Annotated in this window: 23 protein-coding genes and 2 pseudogenes; 24 read left to right on the top strand and 1 reads right to left on the bottom strand. The window is 61.1% G+C overall.

Features of this window, described 5'->3' with window-relative positions:
- Window positions 1–114 precede the first annotated feature (114 nt).
- The 24 genes and pseudogenes from ACZBJS_RS22065 to ACZBJS_RS21950 all read left to right on the top strand — a co-directional run.
- Window positions 115–1011 carry a LysR family transcriptional regulator gene (locus tag ACZBJS_RS22065; RefSeq protein WP_316396260.1) on the top strand — a complete coding sequence of 299 codons (897 nt, stop codon included), beginning with the start codon at window positions 115–117 and terminating at the stop codon, window positions 1009–1011.
- Window positions 1012–1152: 141 nt separating this feature from the next.
- Window positions 1153–1335, top strand: coding sequence for a hypothetical protein (locus ACZBJS_RS22060; RefSeq protein WP_316396259.1), 183 nt, complete (start codon window positions 1153–1155; stop codon window positions 1333–1335).
- A complete protein-coding gene (locus ACZBJS_RS22055) occupies window positions 1332–1709 on the top strand; it encodes a hypothetical protein (protein WP_316396258.1) in 378 nt (125 codons plus the stop codon). Before ACZBJS_RS22060 ends, ACZBJS_RS22055 begins: the two co-directional genes overlap by 4 nt.
- An 80-nt stretch (window positions 1710–1789) precedes the next feature.
- A complete protein-coding gene (locus ACZBJS_RS22050; protein ID WP_463439131.1) occupies window positions 1790–2977 on the top strand; it encodes a cupin domain-containing protein in 1188 nt (395 codons plus the stop codon).
- Between the two features lie 67 nt (window positions 2978–3044).
- A complete protein-coding gene (locus ACZBJS_RS22045; protein WP_316396256.1) occupies window positions 3045–3530 on the top strand; it encodes a hypothetical protein in 486 nt (161 codons plus the stop codon).
- 246 nt (window positions 3531–3776) lie between these two features.
- Window positions 3777–4049 (top strand): hypothetical protein, encoded by a 273-nt coding sequence (locus ACZBJS_RS22040; protein WP_316396255.1) that lies wholly within the window; start codon window positions 3777–3779, stop codon window positions 4047–4049.
- 160 nt (window positions 4050–4209) lie between these two features.
- A complete protein-coding gene (locus ACZBJS_RS22035) occupies window positions 4210–5070 on the top strand; it encodes a COG3904 family protein (RefSeq protein ID WP_463439130.1) in 861 nt (286 codons plus the stop codon).
- A gap of 177 nt (window positions 5071–5247) precedes the next feature.
- A complete protein-coding gene (locus tag ACZBJS_RS22030; RefSeq protein WP_463439129.1) occupies window positions 5248–6207 on the top strand; it encodes a helix-turn-helix domain-containing protein in 960 nt (319 codons plus the stop codon).
- A 297-nt stretch (window positions 6208–6504) separates the two neighbouring features.
- Entirely contained in the window at window positions 6505–7719 is a 1215-nt protein-coding gene (locus ACZBJS_RS22025; protein WP_316396252.1) for an acyl-CoA dehydrogenase family protein, read from the top strand.
- 46 nt (window positions 7720–7765) lie between these two features.
- Window positions 7766–8569: an enoyl-CoA hydratase-related protein gene (locus ACZBJS_RS22020; protein WP_463439128.1), complete on the top strand. Its 804-nt coding sequence runs from the start codon at window positions 7766–7768 to the stop codon at window positions 8567–8569.
- A gap of 66 nt (window positions 8570–8635) precedes the next feature.
- The gene (locus ACZBJS_RS22015) at window positions 8636–9835 is read left to right on the top strand and encodes a CaiB/BaiF CoA transferase family protein (protein ID WP_316396250.1); all 1200 of its coding nucleotides are present in this window, start codon (window positions 8636–8638) and stop codon (window positions 9833–9835) included.
- 142 nt (window positions 9836–9977) lie between these two features.
- Window positions 9978–10904 carry a 3-hydroxyacyl-CoA dehydrogenase gene (locus ACZBJS_RS22010; protein WP_316396249.1) on the top strand — a complete coding sequence of 309 codons (927 nt, stop codon included), beginning with the start codon at window positions 9978–9980 and terminating at the stop codon, window positions 10902–10904.
- 13 nt (window positions 10905–10917) lie between these two features.
- The gene (locus ACZBJS_RS22005; RefSeq protein ID WP_316396248.1) at window positions 10918–11886 is read left to right on the top strand and encodes a 3-hydroxyacyl-CoA dehydrogenase NAD-binding domain-containing protein; all 969 of its coding nucleotides are present in this window, start codon (window positions 10918–10920) and stop codon (window positions 11884–11886) included.
- Window positions 11887–11963: 77 nt separating this feature from the next.
- Window positions 11964–12995: a heme o synthase gene (locus ACZBJS_RS22000; protein WP_316396247.1), complete on the top strand. Its 1032-nt coding sequence runs from the start codon at window positions 11964–11966 to the stop codon at window positions 12993–12995.
- A 1-nt stretch (window position 12996) separates the two neighbouring features.
- The gene (gene cyoA, locus ACZBJS_RS21995; protein ID WP_316396246.1) at window positions 12997–13872 is read left to right on the top strand and encodes a ubiquinol oxidase subunit II; all 876 of its coding nucleotides are present in this window, start codon (window positions 12997–12999) and stop codon (window positions 13870–13872) included.
- Window positions 13873–13874: 2 nt separating this feature from the next.
- Entirely contained in the window at window positions 13875–15857 is a 1983-nt protein-coding gene (gene cyoB, locus ACZBJS_RS21990) for a cytochrome o ubiquinol oxidase subunit I (RefSeq protein ID WP_316396279.1), read from the top strand.
- Complete coding sequence (locus ACZBJS_RS21985; RefSeq protein ID WP_316396245.1) at window positions 15854–16486, top strand: cytochrome (ubi)quinol oxidase subunit III; 633 nt, start codon at window positions 15854–15856, stop codon at window positions 16484–16486. The genes cyoB and ACZBJS_RS21985 overlap by 4 nt, the downstream gene beginning before the upstream one ends.
- Window positions 16483–16878: a cytochrome o ubiquinol oxidase subunit IV gene (cyoD, locus tag ACZBJS_RS21980; protein ID WP_316396244.1), complete on the top strand. Its 396-nt coding sequence runs from the start codon at window positions 16483–16485 to the stop codon at window positions 16876–16878. The genes ACZBJS_RS21985 and cyoD overlap by 4 nt, the downstream gene beginning before the upstream one ends.
- Window positions 16879–16883: 5 nt before the next feature.
- A complete protein-coding gene (locus tag ACZBJS_RS21975; RefSeq protein ID WP_463439127.1) occupies window positions 16884–17339 on the top strand; it encodes a hypothetical protein in 456 nt (151 codons plus the stop codon).
- A 244-nt stretch (window positions 17340–17583) separates the two neighbouring features.
- A complete protein-coding gene (locus tag ACZBJS_RS21970; RefSeq protein WP_316396241.1) occupies window positions 17584–17808 on the top strand; it encodes a hypothetical protein in 225 nt (74 codons plus the stop codon).
- The gene (locus ACZBJS_RS21965) at window positions 17805–18038 is read left to right on the top strand and encodes a DUF6894 family protein (protein WP_463439126.1); all 234 of its coding nucleotides are present in this window, start codon (window positions 17805–17807) and stop codon (window positions 18036–18038) included. The genes ACZBJS_RS21970 and ACZBJS_RS21965 overlap by 4 nt, the downstream gene beginning before the upstream one ends.
- A 376-nt stretch (window positions 18039–18414) precedes the next feature.
- Window positions 18415–19644 (top strand): 5-aminolevulinate synthase, encoded by a 1230-nt coding sequence (gene hemA / locus ACZBJS_RS21960; protein WP_463439125.1) that lies wholly within the window; start codon window positions 18415–18417, stop codon window positions 19642–19644.
- A 204-nt stretch (window positions 19645–19848) separates the two neighbouring features.
- Window positions 19849–20103: a hypothetical protein gene (locus ACZBJS_RS21955; RefSeq protein WP_316396235.1), complete on the top strand. Its 255-nt coding sequence runs from the start codon at window positions 19849–19851 to the stop codon at window positions 20101–20103.
- A gap of 51 nt (window positions 20104–20154) precedes the next feature.
- Window positions 20155–21132, top strand: a pseudogene (locus ACZBJS_RS21950) (NAD(P)H-dependent flavin oxidoreductase); the annotation flags it as partial.
- A gap of 462 nt (window positions 21133–21594) precedes the next feature.
- Here ACZBJS_RS21950 and ACZBJS_RS21945 read toward each other — a convergent pair.
- Window positions 21595–21741: pseudogene (locus ACZBJS_RS21945) on the bottom strand (alpha/beta fold hydrolase); the annotation flags it as partial.
- Window positions 21742–21853: the final 112 nt, after the last annotated feature.

The raw sequence follows: 21853 nt of genomic DNA, 5'->3' as shown, positions 1-21853 counted from the left end.
GCGGAAGGCTCGCTCGAATGGCCATCCGGACCACCCCAGGCGATGCCGTCTTCCGGAGTCCGGGGCGATATGGCAAAATTGGAAGGTATCCTCCCGAATTATGGAAGGGATCCGATGGACCGCCTGGAAGCGATGTCGACCTTTCTGACCGTGGTCGAGCAGGGCAGCTTGTCCGCAGCGGCGAGGCAACTGAAAACGCCACTCACAACAGTCAGTCGCAACGTATCCGAGCTCGAGGCTCACCTGCGGACGAAGCTCTTCAACCGATCGAGCCGGCAGCTGGTGCTGACGGATGCAGGCACGTCCTACGTTGCGGCTTGTAAGCGCATCCTCACAGATGTGCTCGAAGCGGAGCGTACGGCGTCCGGCGAGTATACCACACCGACAGGCGAGCTGGCCGTAACCACCCCATTGGGCCTTGGGCGCATCATTCTGATGCCGATCATCGCGGACTTCCTCAAGACCTATCCGGATATCAAGGTCAGGATGATCCCGACCGATCAGAAGCTTAGCCTTGCCCAGGAGCAAATCGATGTCGCGGTGCGCATCGGCGAGTTGCCGGACTCAAGCCTGGTCGCACTACGGCTCGGCAGGACGCGCCGGGTGGTGTGCGCCAGTCCCGCCTATCTTGCGGCTCGCGGAACGCCGCGCACGCCGGAAGATTTGGCCGGGCATGATTGCATCAGCTATCCTGGCTTTTCGCCACCCGACGCTTGGACATTCGTCAGAGGCAAGGCGACCATAGCGGCGCCGGTGCATACGCGGCTCACCGTGGGCAGCGCGGAAGCGGCTTGTACGGCAGCCCGCTCTGGCGTGGGAATTTCCATCGTCTTTGCTTACCAACTCGAGGTTGGTCCGGAAGCGGGAGCCTTGACAACCGTGCTGGATGAATTCCAGCCGCCGTCAATGCCGGTCAATCTGGTCTATACCGCCAACCGGTTTCTGCCGATCAAGGTCAGAGCGTTCCTGGACTTTGCAGCACCGCGGCTGAAGCGAGTTTTCGCGGAGTAAACCGAGCCGGTGCTCACTCCGCTGTCGAGCTTCCAAAATCCGGAAGGATAACTCCCGGTTTCCCGGCCTGTTGACCCGGGCCTTTCGCCCCACCTCCCAGTCATGACCTGCCGGAAACGGCGTTACCAACTGGAGGCGAATATGGGTGAAGTCATCCAATTTATCCCGAAGGCCGAGCGCGAGCGGCTCCGCCTGATACGAGAAGCCCGCGCGATCTACGACAGCGTCTTCCCGCCGGCCGGTCCGGTCAACGGGCAGCCCGACAGCACACCGATCGTCATCAACGGAACCTGGATTCATCGGGGCGGCGAACCGTTGTCGTGATCGAAGACTTCGCCGTGCTCGATCGTCAACCATCAGGAGAAATCGTCATGTCAATCCGCAACATGCTTCTCGCCGCCGCATTCGGTATCGCCTCCGTCACGGCCGCCCAGGCAGAAGGGCTGCGTCCAATCGAGGCCAAGAGCATCGACCTCGGCGCGATATCGGGGGTGGCCTACTACACTGTCGAGCCTGATGGATTTCGCGTGGTTACCACGCTGGCGCAAGGCGAGACAGGAACACCGTTCCGCGTCGTATCTCTTCTCACACCTGGTCAGCGCCTGCTTCTCTCGACACCGCAGCCATCGGGCGTGATCGAGATCAGCCGGGAAGGTGACAGCGTGCTTGTTCGCAAACCGAACACGGCCTCGAACTGAACGACTCGTGCGGCTGCCAATCCATGGATGACCATGCAGCAGTAGCAGTCTCAGAAGGAAAAGTGAGACAGGAGATTACCATGAACACCATTTCACGTCGTCACATTCTGGCGGCCAGTGCCGGAGGTCTCTTGACGGCATCCTCACTTGGGAATGCGAAAGCCGGGCCTTCACAGTTCAAGCCGGGAGACGGGGGTTTTGGACGACACGCGATCGAATTGCCTCCGGGCGATAAAGTCGCTTACCACGATCCCAAGGACGTAGCGGCTCTCCCCGATTTCCGCTTCTCGCTCGACGGCAGCGTCCCGAAGGTGACTTCGGGCGGCTGGGCGAAAGAGGCCACCGTCCACCAGTTCTCTATCAGCAAGGGGATTGCCGGCGTGCACATGTTTCTCGAGCCGGGTGCGTCGCGCGAGCTGCACTGGCACGCCATTGCAGCCGAATGGGCGTTCGTCATCGACGGCCGCTGCCAAACCGTGGTTCTCGATCCGTCAGGAGCGAGCGAGATAAACAACTATGGCCCAGGCGACCTCTGGTATTTCCCGAAGGGCCACGGTCACTCGATCCAGACCATTGGCGACAAGCCGTGTCATTTCATCCTGTCGTTCGATAACGGTGCCTTTTCCGAGCACGGCACATTCTCGATCACGGACTGGATCGACGTGACGCCCAAGGACCTGCTCGCACTAAATTTCGGCGTGTCGAAGGACGTATTCGACGCCTTCCCGAAGGGCGAGACTTACATTCAGGCGGGGCCGGTGCTGCCCGCCTCGGAAGCTCTCGATGCGCCCTGGCCTAGAGACTCCACACACAAGTTCAGCCTGCTGCACGATAATCGGGCGGTGCGCGACTTCGATGGCGGCACGTTCCGACTCGCCACCGTCGATGAGTGGCCCGTGTCGAAAACCACGTCGGGGGGCGTGATGGTCATCAAGCCAGGCGCCATGAAGAAGCTGCATTGGAATGTGAACGCCAACGAATGGCACTATTATCTGCGAGGCAAAGCGCAAGTGGCGCTTTTCGGTTCCGGCGGCCGCGGCAAGGTCGCCGAGTTCAATCCGGGAGATGTTGCCTACATTCCGCAGGGCTTTGGCCACGCGATCAAGAACATCGGCGATGACGATCTTGAGATCGTGCAGACCTGGGACAACGGCAAGTTCGAAGAGATAGACCTCACCAGATGGGTGCAATCCAGTCCGCGTTATCTGTTGGGTAACAACTTTGCCGGCGTGCCCGAGACAACGATTACCAAGCTCGAGCAAGCATAGTGCAAGCGGTCACGCCGGCGAATGCGGGCGGGGCCGTGCATTGTGCGAATGGAAGAGGAAGTTTCACATGTCCACCATCCACCTTCAGCGGACGACCACAGCGACGCCGGAGCAGTACGTCGCCGCGCTCACCGATTTCGGGCCTGGTCGCTCGAAGCTGTTTGCCAACAGCGACGATGCGTATCTCAAGGTACATCGTCGGGGCGTCTCGCAGGCCGATGTCACGGAAGGCTCGGGTGGGATCTGGGAGCGCCTGCATTACGACTGGTCCGATCCAAATCGCATCGTGCTCACGACGGCCGACTCCAATGTGTGGGATGGCGCGTCGGGCCACATCTACACCTTCAGACGTCAACCCGACGGCACCACCGAGATCGACGTGGTTGTCGTACGTGACGGCAAGAACCTGATGGGGCGGCTGCTCGGTTTCGTGCTCGGGACCATCGGCCGCGGCGTTTTGGAGAAGGCGTTTGAAAATTCCGTCAAGGCCGTCGAAGCCCAGAACGAAAACGTCAAGCATCCAGAGACGGACTTGTCCGACCTCGCCGCTTGAGGAGTCGGGTAGGGGACAAACTGGGCGAGATGGCCGCCATCACCGTCAAGACGAGAGACATCGCTTAGCCCTATCCCAGCTGCGTTGGTTACCTTTGGCCAGCAAGAAATGACAACATGACAGCATGCGATGCAAAGAATTCCGCCGGTTTCTCGGCCATGATCGTTGCGGTGAGGCAAGGCCGACAATCGTTCACTGTTGCATCACGGCTCGCCTGGCACCGATAGACGACTCAGGAGCTCGGTGATGAGAATCATAGATACAAGCGCACTGTTTGGCTTTGCTCGCAAAACAGCTGAATCAGCAGGCAACTTCGCCAGCGTCTTTCACAACCTGATCATGGACGTGCGCGACAGCTACCGGCCCGAACTGCATTACATGCGCGGCCCAGGGCCAAAATGGCGGGCCAGGCATCAACCCAGGCAAGGCGCCGGTTCTGAAGTCATGCCGTTGGCCGGCTACCATCAGCTGTCGCCGGTGTTCGTAAAACGCCGCAGCTCGGCCGACCACATCCGATAACGGTCGAGGCAACGCAATCATGTTCGTGATACCAGCGTACCTGCTTGCCGTGTCCCTCTTGGTCAGCCTGGCGACAATCTCGAGGGCCAAACCCTCAGTGCGCATCCGCATCTCCGATCGAGCCTCAAATCGGGCTCGTTGGGCGGAAACCCGAGGATGGATGCTGCTTGTGGTCGCCGGCCTTTGCATCGCATTGATGGCTGTCTTGAGCAATTCGGTGCATGCCGGCGTCGTCCTCGAAGAACGCAAATTGCCGATGAAGTTCACTTGGGTCGATTGCCAGCCGAATTGCCGAGGTTGGGTCAGCGCGGCCGGGATCGTGACTGCCGACAGTCCTAAAGATTTTGATGAGTTCGCCCGTGGGCGACAGCTCGGCGGCGCGACCATCGTGCTGGATTCCAGCGGCGGTTCGGTCAACGCTGCGATCGCGCTTGGACGGCGCTTCCGCGAGCTTGGGGCACTGACCACCGTCGGCATCAGCGTCCAGACCCACACCGCCCAGAATGCTCCTTCCAATATGGCGCCCGTCGCCTATTGCGAATCGATGTGCGTGTTCCTGCTGCTGTCGGGCAAGACGCGTTACGTACCCGAGACTGCCCATGTCCGGGTGCATCAGATCTGGCTCGGCGACCGCGCCAATAACGCCAAGGCCGCGACCTACAGCGCAGATGATCTGGTGACCGTGGAACGCGATATCGGGCGGCTCGCCAAATACACCTTCGATATGGGCGGCGCGGGCGATCTGTTGTCGCTGTCGCTGAACGTGCCACCGTGGGAAGATCTGCATGAACTGTCTCGAGATGAATTGCGAATGACCAATCTCGTCACCACCGATATGATTGCTCAGCCGGGCAGTCCCGATGCTGCTGTGGTCGAATTGACACGCAAACCGGTGCAGAGCCGCTTCGTAAGCAGCGCGGTTGCGACCTCTCCGGAGCCGGAAAGCCCCGTCAGGTCGGCTGAAGCTATGAGCCGGACGGGCGGCGTGAGAACGGCGACGAGGCCGCTTGGGCAAGAGTAGTATTAGGTAGCCTTATCTGCGAGCTGCTATCGTCCTGGCCGCCTTCGAACTTCGGTGATCCGTGCCCTTCCACCGTTCGGAAATGCTCCTTTCTATTCCGCCGTCCAGTGAAGCAGGGGCTCTCTGACCCAACCTTCCGGCGAGCGACAGTTGAGGCCCACTCTGCAGGAGCGCGTCATGGAAATTCAGCGGGAGCAACCGACGGCTGCGGATCGCAACGCGCCGTGGCCATATTACGATTTTTGGGGCAAGCATGGCCCAGTGAACCTGCTATCGACTTCCACAGATCGAGGCTGGTCGGGCCTGTCGGCCCAATTGTGCAGTGTCAGCAAAGCCGTGGTCCCATGGAGGACCCCACAATCCGAAATAAGAATTTGCATCGACGTCCGCGGTAATAATTCGTTCATCGCGCGGCGGGCTCCAGGCATCGAAAGTCGGATCGTCGTAAGGCGGGGTATCGTGTGGCTCTCTCCTCCCGGTTTGGAGGACGGGTCGGTTGATATCGCCGAAGATATGAGCGGGGTCTTGCATATCTATCTTCCACTCAGCCATTTCTCGCTGGGCAATTGCGATATCAATGTCGATCCGTCCCTGATCGGCTCGCTGAGTTATGAAAGTGCGTTCGAAGATCCGCTTCTGGCCGAGATCGGATGTGCAATTGCATCGGAATTGCAGAGCCAAACCTCCGCCGGCAGTCTGCTGATTGAGGGCCTCGCATCGTGTCTGGCAGCGAGGTTGATACAAAAATACATCATGGCGTCGACCAACCAGCCCTTTATACCTCTCCCGAGAGGCGGGCTCGATCGACGCAGGCTGCAGCGTGTGATGGAATTTATCGAAGCGAACCTGGAAGGCGATCTCAACCTTGATCTCATGGCGTCGGCTGCTTGCCTGAGCCGATACCACTTCGCACGAGCCTTCAAGCAAGCCGTTGGACAATCTCCCCATCGCTACGTTAGCGCCAGGCGCCTTGACCGCGCGAAAGACCTGTTGATGCAAGCCGATCGATCGTTGGTCGATATCGCACTGGCGCTCAGCTTTTCCGACCAAGCCAGTTTCACACGCGCATTCAGGCAAGCAACAGGTCAGGCGCCAGGTCAGTTTCGTCAGGTATTTGGATCAACAGCGCGTCACTGAGACGAGTTCTTGCGTTGCGGCGTCGACCTGATCTGAGCACGTCGAAATGCGTCCGCTGTGCCGACCTCGATCGCGTCACGCGTTCGACGTTGTCATACCCCGTCCAACACAATCAGAACGTTCCTGAGATGACGCGCTCGGTCATCCCTGCCTTTGCATCGGCCGCAGATCGCGCGCAACAAATGACAAAACGAGAGCAAGCCCTGCAAAGCCTTCGGCTAGTCGCTTCACTAATCTTCAATGCGTTGAATGAGACGCCTGCCGCAGTCGCAGGCCACGCAACGAATGGAGACCGACATGGCCACCGCTGCCGCACCAAAGCCTTCGAAACAGCTTCCGCCGCCGAATAGCGACTTCTTTCAATTCGCCGAATTGCTCTCCGACGAGGAGCGGGCGATCGTCAAGAAGGTACGGACCTACATGGAGACGAAGGTCCAGCCCATCATCAACAAATACTGGGTCGAGGACGCGTTCCCGTTCGAGTTGCTGCCGTCGTACAAGGAGCTGAACATCGCCGGTCTCGGCCTCAATGGTTACGGCTGTGCGGGCGGAAGCCCGTTGCTGTTCGGCCTGGTCGCGATGGAGATCGCACGGACCGATGTTTCGTTCTGTACCTTCCACGGCGTCCACACCGGACTCGCGATGATGTCCATCTACCTCGCGGGCACGGAGGAGCAGAAGCAGAAGTGGCTGCCGCCGATGGCGCGCATGGAAAAGGTCGGCTGCTTCGGGTTGACCGAGCCGTTGGTGGGATCGGGCACCGGTGCGGGTCTCATGACCACGGCCAGGCGTGACGGCGACAGCTGGATCCTCAACGGCCAGAAGCGCTGGATCGGCAACGCGCCGTGGTGCGACGTCTCGATCATCTGGGCGCGTGACGTGGAAGACAACCAGGTCAAGGGTTTCATCGTCGAGAACAAGACGACGCCCGGGTTCAGCGTCGAGAAGATGCAGAACAAGATCGCCCTGAAGGTCGTGCAGAACGGCCAGATCACGATGACCGACTGCCGCGTGCCCGATGCGAATCGTCTGCAGGGCGGCCAAGGAACGTTCCGGGACGCCGCGCTGGTGCTGCGTGGCACCCGGAATGGCAGCGGGTGGGAAATCACCGGCGCGCAGATGGGCGCCTACGAAAACGCCCTCAAATACGCCCAGGAGCGCCTGCAGTTCGGCAAGCCGATCGGCTCGTTCCAGCTCGTTCAGGAGCTTCTCGCGAAGATGCTGGGCAACATCGTTGCGTGTCAAGGCATGCTGGTCCGCGCGGGGCAGCTGGAAACCGAAGGCAAGCTGACGGACGCGCAGGCCGCGGTCGTCAAGGCGTACTGCACGTCCAAGGCGCGCGAGACCGTTGCGTGGGCCCGCGAGCTGATGGGCGGCAACGGGATCCTAGTCGACTACAACGTGGCGCGCTTCTTTGCCGACACCGAGGCCATCTACTCCTACGAAGGCACCTACCAGATGCAGACCCTGATCGTCGGCAAGGCGATCACCGGACTCAGCGCCTTCGTCTGATCACCAGCGAGCGGGCGCAGAATCGCAGTCTGCGCCCTGACAGGAGATGACCATGTCCCCCATGACTATCGCTCTCGTGAACGTTCTCTATGAAAAGAGAAACGGCATTGCCTACGTTACGCTCAATCGCCCCAAGGTGCTCAACGCCCTGGACGCGACGACCTGGGCAGACTTGCGGTCTGCGTTCGAGGACGCCAAGGCCGACAGCTCCCTGCGCGGCGTGATCCTGACTGGCGCCGGTGACAAGGCTTTCGTTGCCGGCGCCGACATCAGCGAACTTGCCCGCGTCGACGCCTACGAGGCGGAAGAGTTCAGCCGCTTCGGCCACGAGGTGCTCAACCTGATTGAAAACCTCGGCAAGCCGGTGATCGCAGCGATCAACGGCTTTGCGCTGGGCGGCGGATGCGAAACGGCGATGGCCTGCACCATCCGCATCGCCGCCGAACACGCCAAATTCGGCCAGCCCGAGGTCAAGCTTGGTCTGCTGCCCGGTGGCGGCGGTACCCAGCGCCTGCCCCGTTTGGTCGGCAAGGGCCGCGCGCTGCAGCTCATTCTCACCGGCGAGACCATCTCGGCGCACGAAGCTTACCGCATAGGCCTGGTCAACGAAGTCGTTCCCGCCGCGAACCTGATTGCACGCGCAGAGGCCGTCCTGAAGCAAATCGCGGCCAACGCGCCGATCGCGGTGAAGTATTCGCTGGATGCGGCCAACAAGGGTCTCGACACCAGCCAAAGCGAAGGTCTTGCGCTGGAAGCCTCGTATTTCGGCATCTGCGCCTCGACGGAAGACAAGCGGGAGGGCACCACCGCCTTCCTCGAGAAACGCGCGCCGGAATTCCAAGGCCGCTGATATTGCACCAGCAAACCCAATCGAACTCAGGAGCCACCAATGGCAAACGACAACATCTTTTCAGGCTTGAAGGTCGTCGACTTCTCGAGCTTCGTCGCCGCACCGGGCGCGGCCGTGATCCTCTCCGACTTCGGCGCCGATGTCATCAAGGTTGAGCCGCCGTACGGGGACACGTGGCGGCGCGGCAACCATACCCCGATCCAGCCGATGTCGGAGGACCCCTATCAGTGGCATCTCGCCAATCGCAACAAGCGCAGCATCGCGCTCAATCTGAAGTCACAGAGCGCGCAGCAGGTTCTCTTCGAACTCGTCAATTGGGCGGACGTGTTCATCGTCAATACGCCGCACCACGCGCGCAAGCAGCTCAAGCTCGAATATGCGGACGTAGCAGGGTGGAATCCGCGCCTGATCTACGCCGATCTCACCGGTTTCGGCGAGAACGGGCCTGATGCCGACCTGCCTGGCTTCGACGTCACAGCGTACTGGGCGCGCAGCGGCCTGCTGTCGTTGACCCGCGATGCCGGCGCACCGCCGACCTGGCCGGTGGGCGGCAGCGGCGACAACGCGACGGCGGTCGGTCTCTACTCGGGGATCGTTACTGCCCTCTACCGGCGCGAACGCACCGGCAAAGGCGCGTATGTTACGACGTCGCTGCTCGCCCAAGGTGTGTGGTCGGCAAGCGTTTCGATCCAGGCGGCGCTTTCCGGCGCCAAGTTTCCCCCACTGCACGACCGCACGCATCCCGCCAACGCGGCGATGAACGTCTATCGTTCCTCTGACGGGATCTGGTTCGTTCTCATCGTCACGCCCGACAAGTTCGTGACCGTCGTCAAGGCGATCGGTCGGGCCGACCTGCTGACCGATCAGCGTTTTTCAAGTCCGGCGCAGATCATGGCGAATATGGCGCCGCTCACGGCCATCTTCGACGAGCTGTTCGGCACACACCCCATGTCGCATTGGCATTCGGTCTTCGCCGGCCTGAACGTCACCTTTGGCGAAGTCCGCGGACCTCAGGAGGTGATCAACGATCCGCAGCTCATGGAGAACGAGATCATCGTCCCGCTCAATGGTGCCGGCGGCAAGCTGACCTCAACCGTATCGAGCCCTATCAAGATCCATGGCGTCGATAAGGTTTCGGCCCGGCGTGCGCCCGATCTCGGTGAGCACACCGAGGAGATTCTCGGCGAGCTCGGCTTCGACGCCAAGAGCATCGAAAGCCTGCGCGAAAGCGATGCCGTTCCGAAAACAAGGGAACGCACGGCCTAGCCGTGCAGAGGCGCTCGAAAGGAAGCCCCCAAGGAAGCCCTCACGGCGTTCCGCGAGAAGTGGCCGCCAATTTCTCCACCAACCTGCCGAAGCCGCGCGCGGCCGAATAGCCAGGCGCAGAAGCGACACCAAAGGACAGTCCATGACCGTACTCCATGCCACGCAAACAAAAACCGCGTCGACCACAACTCGCTCCGGTCGATTGTTCCTCCTCGACTTGAGCGGCGGCCGCGTCCTGTCAATGGATCCGGACGGTTCGCATCCCCAAGTGATCGCCGCCGACTGCCCTCATCCCGACGGCATCGTCGTCGATGTGGTAGCCGGTCACGTCTACTGGACCAATATGGGCGTCCCCGCGCTGAACGACGGCTCCATCGAACGCGCCGATATCGACGGAAGCAATCGCAGGTTCATCGTTTCGCCCGGTGGCACGTTCACGCCAAAGCAGCTCCATCTCGATAAGGCGAACGGCAAGCTCTACTGGTCCGATCGCGAAGGGATGCGGGTCATGCGTTCGAATCTCGATGGTTCGCAGATCGAGACGCTGGTCCAGACGGGGGAGGGCGAAAATGACCGGCGTGATCAGACCAGATGGTGCGTTGGAATCACCGTCGATCCGGCACGGGGACAGATCTACTGGACGCAAAAAGGCGGTGACAACGCGGAAGTCGGGCGCATCCTGCGCGCCGGGATCGATATCCCGAAGGGCGAGACGGCAGTTGATCGGAGCGACGTCGAGGTCTTCTTCAACGGCCTTCCCGAGCCGATCGACCTCGAGCTCGATCTCGAACATCGTGTTCTTTACTGGACCGACCGCGGCAATCCTCCGCGGGGCAACACGGTGAACCGCGCGCCTGTCGACGCGAAGCCCGCGCAAAACGCGCCGCAGATCGTGGTCTCGGACCTGATGGAAGGTATCGGCATCGCGCTCGATGTTCCGGGCAACCGCATGTTCGTGACTGATTTTGCCGGTTCGCTCTATGCGGCGACGCTCGACGGGACCGAGAAGCGGATGCTGCTAGCTGCCCAAGGAAATCTCACCGGCGTCGCATACGTCGAAATGCCCTGAAAGGAAAATGACAATGTCCGACACCAAGCCATTTCAGAAGATCGCGATTATCGGTACTGGCGTGATCGGTGCAAGCTGGGCCGCGCAGTTCCTCGCCAAGGGGATGGATGTCGTCGCGACTGACGTCGCGCCTGATGCAGAGGTGTCGCTGCGACGCTTCGTGAAGGCTGCCTGGCCTGCGCTCGAGCGATTGGGCCTGGCTCCTGGCGCATCGCAGTCTCGTCTGGCCTTCTGTCCTGACCTGCGGACCGCCGTGACCGGTGTGGACCTCGTTCAGGAAAACGGGCCCGAGCGCATCGATTTCAAGAAGAAGCTGTATCGCGAGCTGGATGAATTGCTGCCGGCCGACGTGATTATCGCGTCGAGCTCGTCAGGCCTCACCATGAGCGAGATCCAGTCCGATTGTCGCCTGCATCCTGAGCGCTGCGTCATCGGTCATCCGTTCAATCCGCCGCATCTGATTCCGTTGGTCGAGATCGTCGGGGGGGCAAAAACCTCGGAGGAGACGATCCGGCGCGCGACGGAGTTCTACACCGCGATCGGCAAGCAGACTGTGCGGCTCAACAAAGAGGTTCCTGGCCACGTCGCCAATCGTCTCCAGGCCGCGCTCGCGCGAGAGGTCTACTATCTCGTAGATGAGGGAGTTGTCAGTGTCGCCGATGTCGATACGGCGCTTTCCTGGGGTCCTGGTCTGCGCTGGGGCATCATGGGCAACGTGATGCTCAACCACCTCGGCGGCGGCTCCGGCGGCATCGAGCATATGTTGCAGCAGTTCACCGGACCTCTCACGGCCTGGTGGAAGGTTTTGGGATCGCCCACGCTGACGCCCGAGCTCAAGAAGAAGCTCATCGACGGCGTCCATGCCGAAGTCGGATCGCGCACTATCGAAGAGCTCGAAGCCGAACGGGACGAGATCCTGCTTGGTCTCCTCGAGCTACGCACCAGGCGTGCAGAAGCCCCGCGCGATGTCGCAGCAGAATAGCGAGGCGGCACAAAATCCTTGCGCCGGCGAAACCGTGAAGTCCATCGACAACTCTCTCGCTTGAGGGATCGACCACCATGAACACGTCCACGATTCCATTGTCGCGCTTCCGGCTGACTTCGCGGTCTGGCTGGGCAGAGCGACTGCCATGTTTCATAAGTCTGGCCAAGCCGCGCGTCATGGCGCTCTCGCTGTTCACCGCGTTCGTCGGATTGATGGTTGCACCGATGCGCCCGGAACTATTTCCTGGCGTCATCGCAATCCTGGCTATCGCAGCCGGGGCCGGGGCCGCCGGCGCACTGAATATGTGGTACGACGCCGACATCGACGCGGTCATGGCGCGCACCGCGATGCGGCCTATTCCCCGCGGTCAAGTCTCGAAAACCGAGGCGCTTATCTTCGGACTCGTGCTCGGCGTTATCGCGGTGGCAGCTCTCGCGGCGGTAACAAACCTGGGGGCGGCCGCGCTGCTGGCTGGCACCATCCTCTTCTATGTCGTCGTGTACACGGCGTGGCTGAAGCGGGCGACACAACAGAACATCGTCATCGGTGGTGCCGCCGGAGCGCTTCCACCCTTGATCGGATGGGCCGCTGCGACCGGCCAAGTCGGGCTCGAACCGCTCGCGCTTTCCCTCATCATCTTTCTCTGGACGCCGCCGCATTTCTGGGCGCTCGCGATCAATCGCACCGATGACTATGCGCGTGCGGGTGTTCCCATGCTGCCGGTTGTCGCAGGACGGACGGCAACAACGCGTCAGGTCCTGGTCTACAGCGGCCTCCTCGTTCTCGCGTCGGCGCTGCCCGTGGGACTCGGCTTTGCAGGTATGATCTTTGGCGGGATCGTCGCCATCTGCGGCGCGGTTTTTCTCTTGCTCGCACTTCAGCTGAACAGGAGCGCTGCGGCCGACCGCCGCGCGGCTCACAGGCTGTTCGCCTTCTCCATCGCCTATCTGTTCCTGCTGTTTGCAGCGCTTCTGGTCGACCACAACAGTGGTGCATTCACGCCGAAGCGGTTGTCGCATGATGACCGGGGAAGCGCGTTCTCGTTTGCCGCGCGACAACCGAACACCGCGCGCAGTGAACGCACCTTCAAGGTCAGCGAGGTCTGATATGCGATACGGTTCGCTTACCCTGGTGCTGCTGACGGCCGCGACACTCGCCGGTTGCGACGGCGTGCTCGATCCGAAGGGACCCGTTGCCCTCGCCGAGCGGCAAATTCTGTTCAACGCGACCGGCATCATGCTGGCGATCGTGATTCCGGTCGCTATTGCGACGCTCGCCGTTGCCTTCTGGTTCCGTGCATCCAACGAGCGGGCGCGCTATCGGCCGGATTTCATCGATTCCGGCCGCATCGAGATACTGGTCTGGTCGATCCCGCTGATGACCGTGCTGCTTGTCGGCACCGTGGCCTGGATCGGTGCATACGATCTCGATCCGCCCAAGCCAATTACCGCCTCCACCAAGCCGCTGAAGATTCAAGTCGTTTCGCTCGACTGGAAGTGGCTGTTCATCTATCCGGAGCAGGGCATCGCGAGCGTCAATCATCTGACGATCCCGGTCGGCACGCCGGTCAGCTTCGAACTAACGTCCTCGGGAGTGATGAACAGCTTTTTCGTGCCGCAACTCGCTGGCCAGATTTACACCATGGCCGGAATGGTGACGCGCCTGAATCTGCTGGCTGACCATCCCGGCACATATCGCGGGATGTCGGCGAATTACAGCGGCGCGGGCTTCTCCGACATGGTCTTCAAGGTCGACGCGGTGGCGCCCGAAAGCTTTGCGCAATGGGCCGCTGCGGCGCGCAGCGCCGGACCCGTGCTCGACGCGCAAGCTTACGGCGGTCTGGTTCGTCCGAGCAGGGCGGTTGCGCCCTTTACGTATCGGTCGGTCGTCGACGGCCTGTTTGCCAACGTCATGAATGTCGCGATGCAGCCGGCCCCCGGTCTCTGTGTCGCTTATCCCAAATCCATGAGGGCAGAACGATGAACCTGTTGGGCAAACTCGACTGGAGCGCCATTCCTTTTCATGAACCGATCATCATGGGCACGGTCGTGAGCGTCGGCGCCGTCGTCCTGGCGGCTCTGGCGTGGATCACCGTCAGGGGATACTGGCCGTATCTCTGGCGGGAATGGATCACATCGGTCGATCACAAGCGGATCGGCGTGATGTATATCGTGCTAGCGCTGCTCATGCTCGTGCGCGGCTTCGCGGACGGAATCATGATGCGCACGCAGCAGGCGGTCGCCGCCGGCGGCGCGCAGGGATATCTGCCGCCCGAGCATTTCGACCAGATCTTCTCGGCGCACGGCACCATCATGATCTTCTTCGTGGCGATGCCGTTCGTGATCGGGCTGATGAATTTCGCAGTGCCCTTGCAGCTCGGTGTCCGCGACGTGGCGTTTCCCACGATGAATTCCGCGAGCCTTTGGTTGACGGCGACGGGAATCCTGCTGATCAACGTCTCGCTCTTTGTCGGTGAGTTCGCAAAGACCGGCTGGGTCGCCTATCCGCCGCTCAGCGAGCTGCAGTTCTCGCCGGGCGTCGGCGTCGACTACTATCTCTGGTCCCTGCAAATCGCGGGCATTGGGACCTTGTTGAGCGGCGTCAACTTCGTCACCACGATCCTGAAGATGCGGGCCCCGGGCATGAGCTATATGCGTATGCCGGTGTTCTGCTGGACTGCGCTCGCCTCGAATCTGCTGATTGTGGCCGCTTTCCCCGTGCTCACCGCGCTGTTCGCAATGTTGTTGCTCGATCGCTACCTCGACTTTCACTTCTTTACGCTGGATGCCGGCGGCAACGCGATGATGTACGTGAACCTGTTCTGGGTCTGGGGCCACCCCGAAGTCTATATCCTAGTCCTGCCGGCATTTGGCATCTACTCTGAGGTGAGCGCGACATTTTCCGAAAAGACGCTGTTCGGATATCGGTCGATGGTCGGTGCGACCCTGGCGATCTGCGTGCTCTCCTACACCGTGTGGCTGCACCACTTCTTCACCATGGGCGCGAGCGCCGGCGTGAACGCCTTCTTCGGCATCACCAGCATGATTATCGGGGTGCCGACCGGCGTCAAAGTCTTCAATTGGCTGTTCACGATGTACGGCGGTCGCGTCCGGTTCACCGTGCCGGTGCTCTGGACGATCGGCTTCATGGTGACGTTCGTCTTCGGAGGCTTGACCGGAGTCCTGCTGGCGTTGCCGGCGGTCGACTGGCAGGTGCACAACTCTGTCTTCCTGGTCGCCCATTTCCATCACGTCATCGTGCCGGGTGTCCTGTTCGGCGCCATCGCCGGCTACAATTACTGGTTTCCCAAGGCATTCGGCTTCAGGCTCGATGAGCGCTGGGGCGTCGCCGCGTTCTGGTGCTGGTTTATCGGCTTTCACCTCGCTTTCATGCCGCTCTACGTGACCGGCCTGATGGGCATGACCCGCCGCCTGCAGCATTATGATGTGCTCGCCTGGCAGCCGTGGCTGCTGGTTGCCGAAGCCGGCGCGGTCATCGTGATGCTCGGCATCATCTGTCAGGTGGTCCAGCTCGTGGTGTCCATTCGCCACCGTGAACAACTGCGCGATACGACGGGCGATCCTTGGAACGGCCGTACCCTGGAATGGGCCACCACATCGCCGCCACCGGCCTGGAATTTCGCGGCGTTGCCTCGCGTCGATGGCATCGATGCGTTCTGGGCAAAGAAGCAGCGCGTGCTCGCGAAGCAGGAACTGCCAGGCAGGCAGCGCAGGTATGAGCCAGTCGAAATGCCGAAGAGCAGTCCGGCTGGTTTCGCGACCGCGTTCTTCGCAGTGATCATCGGCTTCGCCCTGATCTGGCACATCTGGTGGATGGCAGGCGTCGGGCTTCTCGGCGCGACCATAACGTGGCTCGCCTTCATGTTCCGCACGGAGGACGAAGTCGAGATCCCAGCGGAGCAGCTTGGCCGGTTCGATCGGACGCATTCGGCGGAGGTAACGCTATGAACGTCCTGGTTGAGGTAGAATCTGTCCGCCAAGCTGAGCTGCTCGATGTCAGCGAGGCGGGTCCCGCGCCCAAGCGAATCATCGCTGGCTTTGGGTTCTGGATCTTCCTGCTTAGCGACATCGTGATGTTCTCGGCGCTGTTTGCGAGCTATGCCGTACTCGCAAAAGCGAGTGCGGGCGGTCCGACCGGCGCCGAGCTGTTCGATCTCCGCAACGCCGGGATGGAGACTGCGTTTCTCCTGCTCTCCAGTTACAGCTGCGGACTGATGTCGCTGGCCGTCAATTCGCGCCACCAACTCGGCACCGTCTTCGGCGCTGTAGTGACATTCCTGCTGGGTGCGGCATTTCTCAATCTCGAGCTACGCGAATTCCAGGAGATGATTGCGGTGGGGGCGTCCCCTCAACGCAGCGCCTTTCTTTCCGCTTTTTTCACCCTGGTCGGCTGTCACGGGCTGCATGTGGCGGTCGGGCTGGTCTGGCTCGTTCTCATGATGTTTCAGCTGTCGCTGCGGGGTTTCCAGCAGGTCGTGGTGCGTCGCTTGCACTGCTTCTCCCTGTTCTGGCATGCGCTCGACATCATCTGGGTCCTGATATTCACGATTGTCTACTTGATGGGAGTCCTGCCATGACCGACACGCGTTGGGATGTTGCACCGGGAGACCGGCCGGCGATTCCGGCCTCGGAGCGAAGCGTATCTTCCGGCTTGCTCGTATACACGATCGGCTTGCTGCTGGCGGCTATCCTGACGGCCACGTCGTTCTGGGTGGCAAATACCTCGGCGATCTGGGCGCCCGGCGTGCCGGCCGGACTGGCGGTCCTCGCCATTGCCCAGATGGGCGTGCACCTTGTCTTCTTTCTTCACATCACGACGGGGCTGGACAGCACCCACAATGTGCTGGCGCTCGCATTTGGCGTGCTCATCGTCTTCCTGGTTCTCGCAGGCTCTCTGGTGATCATGGCCAACTTGAACGAGAACATGATGGCGCATGGCGAGATGATGAATCTGCAAACGCAGCGCTGAATCACATGGACGCCTCCATCATCTCTGCACTCGCGGCCCTCTCCGGTGCAACGATTGGCGGCCTGACGAGCGGGGTGGCCAATTGGCTGAACCACCGTAGCCAGGTCCGCGCGCAATGGCTGCTTCACGAGAAGAATCGGCGACAGATCCTCTATCGGGATTTCATCGAGGAAGCGGCGAGATGTCACATCGATGCGCTTCAGCATCATGAGGTCAGCGACGGCGCCCCCGGACTGGTTGCCCTGTACGCAAAGCTCAACAGGATGCGCGTGCTGTCTTCCAAGCCGGTCGTGCGGAGCGCTGAGCACATCGCCAAGACGATCATGGATACCTATCTGGAGCCGGACAAGAGTTTCGACGAACTGCGTGACATGGCAAAATGCGGATCCATCGATCTGCTGCGCGAATTCAGCGAGGCCTGCCGCGACGAATTCGACGAGATACGCGAGCGCCAGCTCTGACCGCGGTACCGCGCATCGCGGACCCATCTTCGTGCAGTCGTAGGGCCGTTGAGGACTGCCGTCGCGCCGTCCAGGCCGCTCTCACTTCAAGCGTCGCGGACGCATCGGCCGGATACACCGGCCGCCGCCGACAGCAACCCATGACAAAATAGCGGCAACCAGAGCAAAGCCACGTCCGGGAAAATGCCGCATAACACAGGCCAAGGCGAGTTGATCTCGCATCGCAGGTTCGACGGAAGGCACCATGACGTTGCAGATTTCACGACGAGGCAAGGAATATCTGAAAACGGCGCAGACCTTGCTCCATTCCGCCAATGCCGTGAACGATCGAGAGGTTGCGGATCAGCTCAAGGCGCTTGCCGACATGTACGAGCGGCGAGCGCAGCAAGCTTCGCATGCCGATGCGGCGAAGGCCTTGGCTCGTCCGTCCACCGCCGCCGCGACACCGTTCGAAGGAGATCGGACATGACCCAGGTATTTTTCCACCGCTCCACGGCGAAAAAGGTTTTCCTCGATCAACACGGCACCGTGGTGAACGATCTCGCCGAGGCGCACGATCATGCGACCCGCCTCGTGCAATCCTTCACCAACGAGCACAGCCTCGAGGATTGGCGTGACTGGGTCCTGCATGTCAGTGACGACCAGGGCGATGAGCTCTTCGTGGTCCCTTTCGCCTTCGTACTTGGAAAACCACATTGAGGTCAGCATGCGCGCAATAGGATCGCGGAAAGTGCCGCTTGGTGAAATGGTGAACGAACTCGCGTGCAGACTGAGCAAGCTTATGGCGAGGGCTCATGATCGGTATCGGCCCGTCATTACATGCGTGGCCCGGGGCCAAAATGGTTCGCCAAACATGGGACATCTGCATCTGTCACGATGAGCTGAAGGCAGCTTGGGCTCCCGGCGCGTGTCTCCCCCTGTCCCTCGCCGGGCTTCCCCGCGGCCGGTCCTTTTCCCTCCCGAGGACCGGCCGCCCCTTTCGGGGCCTGACGCGCCACGGCGGACCGGATGGGCTCGGCGGCTCTTTGAGTAGGCGAAGTCCCAATCGTTGAGCAAAACCAGGCGAAGATCCGCGATGACCTATGATCATTTCTTTTCTGCGGCGCTAACTCGGCTGCACGCCGAACGACGCTACCGCGTGTTTGCCGATCTCGAGCGCATTGCCGGACGTTTTCCGCGCGCAGTATGGCATTCTCCAGATGGCCCACGGCCGGTCGTGATCTGGTGCTCGAACGACTATCTCGGCATGGGTCAACATCCGAAGGTGATCGGCGCAATGATCGAAACCGCGACCCGCATGGGCGCTGGCGCGGGCGGAACCCGTAACATTTCGGGCACCAATCATCCACTGGTCGAATTGGAGCGCGAGATAGCCAATCTGCACGGCAAGGAGGCCGCGCTGGTCTTCACCTCGGGGTATGTGTCCAACCAGGCCGGCATCGCGACGATCGCCAAACTGCTGCCGAACTGCCTGATCCTCTCTGACGCCTGGAACCACAATTCGATGATCGAAGGCGTGCGGGGGGCTGGCGCGGAAAAGAAGATCTGGCGTCATAATGACGTCGATCATCTCGAAGAATTGCTGGGGGCGGAGGCACCCGAGCGGCCGAAGCTGATCGTATTCGAAGCTCTCTACTCGATGGATGGCGACATCGCGCCGGTGAAGCGCATCTGCCAGCTCGCGGAGCGCTACAACGCCATGACCTACATTGACGAGGTTCATTCGGCCGGCATGTACGGCCGCGGTGGCGCCGGCATCGCCGAGCAAGAAGGTGCGTTGCATCGCATCGACGTCGTCGAGGGCACCCTGGCCAAGGCATTCGGCTGCCTGGGAGGCTACATCGCTGCGAACGCCGATATCATCGATGCGGTGCGCTCTTACGCGCCGGGTTTCATCTTCACCACCGCGCTGCCGCCGCCGGTTTGCGCCGCTGCTACCGCATCGATCCGGCATCTCAAGTCTTCGCAATGGGAGCGCGACCGCCACCAGGAGCGCGCGGCGCGGGTAAAGTCCGTGCTCAAAGCAGTGGGCCTGCCGGTAATGCCCAGTGAGACGCACATTGTCCCGGTGATGGTGGGTGATCCGGAGAAGTGCAAAGAGGCGAGCGATCTCCTGCTCGCAGAGCACGGCATTTATGTCCAGCCGATCAACTATCCCACCGTCCCGCGTGGCTCCGAGCGCCTCCGCATCACGCCGACTCCCTATCACGATGACAAGCTGATTGACGCGCTTGGTGAGGCGTTGACCGATACATGGGGCCGGGTCGGATTGCCGCGGCGCCACCATGCGCTCGCGGCAGAATGATAAGCTGTGCATGCCGCATCGGCCACGGCCGCCGGATCGGCAAACCGCATTGAGGCAAGATTTTCGACGAAGCAAACGACGAAAACAATGGAGCACACAATGAGAAACCTTTTCACATCAGCGATAGCCGCCGGTTGCCTGGTCGTCTTCGTATCGGCCGCACAAGCTCGCTCGGCATATGACGGGTCTTGGGACCTTCTCTTCGTGACGCAGCGAGGCGCGTGCGACCCGACCTATAATTTCTCCGTCAACATCACCGACGGCATCGTCACGCATCCCAACCTCGTGAAGTTCAGGGGCAAAGTGGTGCGTTCGGGCGTCGTCCACGCGTCTGTGACCGTTCAGGATAAATATGCGACCGGCTCGGGCCGGCTCTCGAGCAATTCCGGTCGCGGGACATGGAGCGGCTATTCGGGAGGCGCGCGTTGCTCAGGATACTGGACGGCTCAGCGGAACTGACGAATAAGCGCGGTGGGGCCGCCCGGGCTGATCGGAAAACGGAGTGTTCACGTGAAGACAGCAATCACGGAACTGTTCGGCATCCAGCATCCTATCATCCAGGGCGGCATGCATTTCGTCGGTTTTGCTGAACTTGCGTCCGCGGTGTCGAATGCCGGCGGTCTTGGTATGATCACGGGGCTGACCCAGAAAACGCCGGAGCTTCTGGCGAAGGAAATCGCGCGCTGTCGCGGCATGACGGACAAGCCGTTCGGCGTTAACCTCACCTTCCTGCCGAGCTTCACTGCGCCGCCTTATCCGGAATACATCGCCGCGATCAGGGAAGGCGGCGTCAAGGCCGTGGAGACAGCGGGCCGCAGCCCCGAGCAATACATGCCGGCACTGAAGGCGACTGGCATCAAGGTGATCCACAAATGCACCTCCGTTCGGCATTCGCTCAAGGCCGAGCAGATCGGCTGTGACGCCGTCAGCGTCGACGGTTTCGAGTGTGGCGGTCATCCCGGCGAGGATGACATCCCGAACATGATTCTACTGCCGCGCGCAGCGGACGAACTGAAGATCCCCTTCGTGGCCTCCGGCGGCATGTCGGACGCGCGCAGCCTGGTCGCCGCGCTGTCGATGGGCGCGGCCGGCATGAACATGGGTACGCGCTTCATCGCCACCAAGGAAGCGCCGGTCCATGACAACGTGAAGCACGCGTTGGTCAGGGCGACCGAGTTCGATACGGTGCTGGTGATGCGCGCGCTTCGCAACACCGAACGTGTGCTGCGGAACAAAGGCGTCGACGAGCTTCTCCAGATCGAGCGTGCGAAGGGCGCGTCGCTGAAGATCGAGGACATCCATGCACAGGTCGCAGGCATCTACCCCAAGGTGATGATCAACGGTCAGATGGATGCCGGCGCATGGAGCTGCGGCATGGTAGTCGGCCTGATCCACGACATCCCGACAGTCAAGGAACTGATCGACCGCATCATGCGCGAGGCCGAGCAGATTATCCGCGGTCGGCTGACCGGCCTTGTTGACGGTACCGTTGACACCAAACCAACCCGCAAGGTTGTCCGAGGAGAGAGCGCTTCGTCAGCTCTAAGGATTTGTGCTTGGAAATCAACGCGGAAACATCTTCCTAAATGATTGAGTGGGAGTAGGGCGGCCGGCTGCTATCGCGCAGTTTGGCGTAGTTTTGGTGAAGCTGTTCTCACTCCTCTCATATACGAGCGCTGGTCCGAGTTGTGGCCTCTACTTAACCCCGCTCGGTGTCTGAATTCCACCGCGTTTCCACGAACAGAGTATTGTGGCGCACTATAGCGTGCAGAGTGGCCGGAGCCTGCGAGGCGAAGCCTCAGTTTGAGGGATCGGCAGCAGTTGGAGCGAAGCGGACATCCGGGCCGACGGCAGCAACGGGCCAGAAGCATGTCGGTCATCAGTCTGGTGTCAATCACGGACCGGCGCTTCTACTTCGGCTCGAGGTGCAGCGATTGGGCCATTGCGCACTCATCGAAATGAAGCACGAACCTCATCGATAGTCAGCTTTGGGTTCTGCAGATGAGGAAAGTGCCCAATGCCGGGGAGGAGCGTGAGTTCTGCGTGGATACTTTCGGCGAACTCAAGGCCCATCTCTTTCTTGATGTAGAGGTCCTTCGTAAGCATGCGGCGTAGGCCGCGGGCGGGCTGGTTTGTCCGGTTAGCGGCTAAACCTCGGGCTTTTCGGCCTTCGGCTTAACGATCGCCGCGAGTACCTGGCGGCGTTCTT

Source organism: Bradyrhizobium sp. KZN70725, from assembly GCF_055264925.1.
Note: the sequence above shows the minus strand (reverse complement) of the source record. Positions and strands in the feature narration are given on the sequence as shown.

Coding starts and splice junctions, on each gene's coding strand:
- ACZBJS_RS22065 (WP_316396260.1), top strand. CDS start 115: ATGGACCGCCTGGAAGCGATGTCGACCTTTCTGACCGTGGTCGAGCAG.
- ACZBJS_RS22045 (WP_316396256.1), top strand. CDS start 3,045: ATGTCCACCATCCACCTTCAGCGGACGACCACAGCGACGCCGGAGCAG.
- ACZBJS_RS22035 (WP_463439130.1), top strand. CDS start 4,210: ATGCTGCTTGTGGTCGCCGGCCTTTGCATCGCATTGATGGCTGTCTTG.
- ACZBJS_RS22060 (WP_316396259.1), top strand. CDS start 1,153: ATGGGTGAAGTCATCCAATTTATCCCGAAGGCCGAGCGCGAGCGGCTC.
- cyoA (WP_316396246.1), top strand. CDS start 12,997: ATGCGATACGGTTCGCTTACCCTGGTGCTGCTGACGGCCGCGACACTC.
- ACZBJS_RS22050 (WP_463439131.1), top strand. CDS start 1,790: ATGAACACCATTTCACGTCGTCACATTCTGGCGGCCAGTGCCGGAGGT.
- ACZBJS_RS22020 (WP_463439128.1), top strand. CDS start 7,766: ATGACCATGTCCCCCATGACTATCGCTCTCGTGAACGTTCTCTATGAA.
- hemA (WP_463439125.1), top strand. CDS start 18,415: ATGACCTATGATCATTTCTTTTCTGCGGCGCTAACTCGGCTGCACGCC.
- ACZBJS_RS22040 (WP_316396255.1), top strand. CDS start 3,777: ATGAGAATCATAGATACAAGCGCACTGTTTGGCTTTGCTCGCAAAACA.
- ACZBJS_RS22010 (WP_316396249.1), top strand. CDS start 9,978: ATGACCGTACTCCATGCCACGCAAACAAAAACCGCGTCGACCACAACT.
- ACZBJS_RS21970 (WP_316396241.1), top strand. CDS start 17,584: ATGACGTTGCAGATTTCACGACGAGGCAAGGAATATCTGAAAACGGCG.
- ACZBJS_RS21965 (WP_463439126.1), top strand. CDS start 17,805: ATGACCCAGGTATTTTTCCACCGCTCCACGGCGAAAAAGGTTTTCCTC.
- ACZBJS_RS22030 (WP_463439129.1), top strand. CDS start 5,248: ATGGAAATTCAGCGGGAGCAACCGACGGCTGCGGATCGCAACGCGCCG.
- cyoD (WP_316396244.1), top strand. CDS start 16,483: ATGACCGACACGCGTTGGGATGTTGCACCGGGAGACCGGCCGGCGATT.
- ACZBJS_RS21975 (WP_463439127.1), top strand. CDS start 16,884: ATGGACGCCTCCATCATCTCTGCACTCGCGGCCCTCTCCGGTGCAACG.
- ACZBJS_RS22000 (WP_316396247.1), top strand. CDS start 11,964: ATGAACACGTCCACGATTCCATTGTCGCGCTTCCGGCTGACTTCGCGG.
- ACZBJS_RS21985 (WP_316396245.1), top strand. CDS start 15,854: ATGAACGTCCTGGTTGAGGTAGAATCTGTCCGCCAAGCTGAGCTGCTC.
- ACZBJS_RS22005 (WP_316396248.1), top strand. CDS start 10,918: ATGTCCGACACCAAGCCATTTCAGAAGATCGCGATTATCGGTACTGGC.
- ACZBJS_RS22025 (WP_316396252.1), top strand. CDS start 6,505: ATGGCCACCGCTGCCGCACCAAAGCCTTCGAAACAGCTTCCGCCGCCG.